Annotated in this window: 9 tRNA genes and 2 rRNA genes; all 11 read right to left on the bottom strand. The window is 49.3% G+C overall.

The features are described 5' to 3' along the window. Nucleotides 1–226: ribosomal RNA gene (locus tag HWQ49_RS14595) — 16S ribosomal RNA — on the bottom strand; the annotation flags it as partial. A 107-nt stretch (nucleotides 227–333) separates the two neighbouring features. Next, nucleotides 334–409, bottom strand: a tRNA-Ala gene (locus tag HWQ49_RS14590). Nucleotides 410–418: 9 nt separating this feature from the next. Then, nucleotides 419–492 (bottom strand) — tRNA-Pro (locus tag HWQ49_RS14585). A gap of 5 nt (nucleotides 493–497) precedes the next feature. After that, a tRNA-Arg gene (locus HWQ49_RS14580) sits at nucleotides 498–574 on the bottom strand. A 7-nt stretch (nucleotides 575–581) separates the two neighbouring features. Then, nucleotides 582–670 (bottom strand) — tRNA-Leu (locus tag HWQ49_RS14575). Nucleotides 671–676: 6 nt separating this feature from the next. Next, nucleotides 677–751 (bottom strand) — tRNA-Gly (locus HWQ49_RS14570). 17 nt (nucleotides 752–768) lie between these two features. Continuing rightward, nucleotides 769–853 (bottom strand) — tRNA-Leu (locus HWQ49_RS14565). A gap of 5 nt (nucleotides 854–858) precedes the next feature. Continuing rightward, nucleotides 859–934: transfer RNA gene (locus tag HWQ49_RS14560), tRNA-Lys, on the bottom strand. A 44-nt stretch (nucleotides 935–978) separates the two neighbouring features. Further along, nucleotides 979–1,055 (bottom strand) — tRNA-Thr (locus HWQ49_RS14555). A 10-nt stretch (nucleotides 1,056–1,065) separates the two neighbouring features. Continuing rightward, a tRNA-Val gene (locus HWQ49_RS14550) sits at nucleotides 1,066–1,141 on the bottom strand. 8 nt (nucleotides 1,142–1,149) lie between these two features. Beyond that, nucleotides 1,150–1,265, bottom strand: a 5S ribosomal RNA gene (rrf, locus tag HWQ49_RS14545). Between the last annotated feature and the right edge of the window lie 194 nt (nucleotides 1,266–1,459).

Genomic DNA, 1,459 nt, shown 5'->3' with positions numbered 1-1,459 from the left:
ATCTTTCACTTTCGGATCATGCGATCCAAAATGTTATCCGGTATTAGCCCCGGTTTCCCGGAGTTATCCCAATCTTACAGGCAGGTTGCCCACGTGTTACTCACCCGTCCGCCGCTCGTTCCACTAACGTCCTCCCGAAGGATTCAATTAGCTTCCCGCGCTCGACTTGCATGTATTAGGCACGCCGCCAGCGTTCGTCCTGAGCCAGGATCAAACTCTCCAAATAGTGTTTGATTGGCTTCTTACTTATCATTCGTTGTTTTCTCTCTGATTAGAAAGAAAACCGAATTGACGTCAGGCTATTTTGTTTAGTTTTCAAGGTTCAAATAAATATGGTGGAGCCTAGCGGGATCGAACCGCTGACCTCCTGCGTGCAAAGCAGGCGCTCTCCCAGCTGAGCTAAGGCCCCATCAGGAAATCGGGAAGACAGGATTCGAACCTGCGACCCCTTGGTCCCAAACCAAGTGCTCTACCAAGCTGAGCTACTTCCCGTCATATGGCGCGCCCGAGAGGAGTCGAACCCCTAACCTTCTGATCCGTAGTCAGACGCTCTATCCAATTGAGCTACGGGCGCAATAATATGGTGCCGAGGGCCGGATTCGAACCGGCACGGTAGTAAACTACCGCAGGATTTTAAGTCCTGTGCGTCTGCCAATTCCGCCACCCCGGCAGTTAATGGAGCGGAAGACGGGATTCGAACCCGCGACCCCCACCTTGGCAAGGTGGTGTTCTACCGCTGAACTACTTCCGCATATACATGATTAATAATGGTGCGGGTGGAGGGAGTCGAACCCCCACGTCATAAGACACTAGATCCTAAGTCTAGCGCGTCTGCCAATTCCGCCACACCCGCGCGAATGGTGAGCCATGGAGGATTCGAACCTCCGACCCTCTGATTAAAAGTCAGATGCTCTACCAACTGAGCTAATGGCTCATCACCTAAGTGTAATCTTTCGATTATTAATCAATTGTTCTATATGGTGCCGGCCGAGGGACTCGAACCCCCAACCTACTGATTACAAGTCAGTTGCTCTGCCAGATTGAGCTAGGCCGGCAATTTTTAAATGGTGGAGGATGGCGGGCTCGAACCACCGACCCCTTGCTTGTAAGGCAAGTGCTCTCCCAGCTGAGCTAATCCTCCATATCAAAGCCCGGCAGCGTCCTACTCTCGCAGGGGAAAAACCCCAACTACCATCGGCGCTAGAGAGCTTAACTGCTGTGTTCGGCACGGGAACAGGTGTGACCTCTCTGCCATTACCACCGGACAAAAACTTTCAATTTTCAAGGACAAGTTATATTATATTCACCCTCACCCAAAAATGCAAGGGTTTTTTTAATATTTTTTAATGAAATTTATTTTGAGATTTCATTCTTCTATTAATTGAAGATTTAAGCACCTTCAAAACTAGGTAAGAGATCATCCAAGTCGAAACACAAGCGTCTTTCACGTTTTGTTGAA

The sequence above is a fragment of the Alkalibacillus aidingensis genome, from assembly GCF_014595945.1.
GTDB lineage: Bacteria > Bacillota > Bacilli > Bacillales > Alkalibacillaceae > Alkalibacillus > Alkalibacillus aidingensis.
This window is presented reverse-complemented; position numbering and strand designations above follow the sequence as displayed.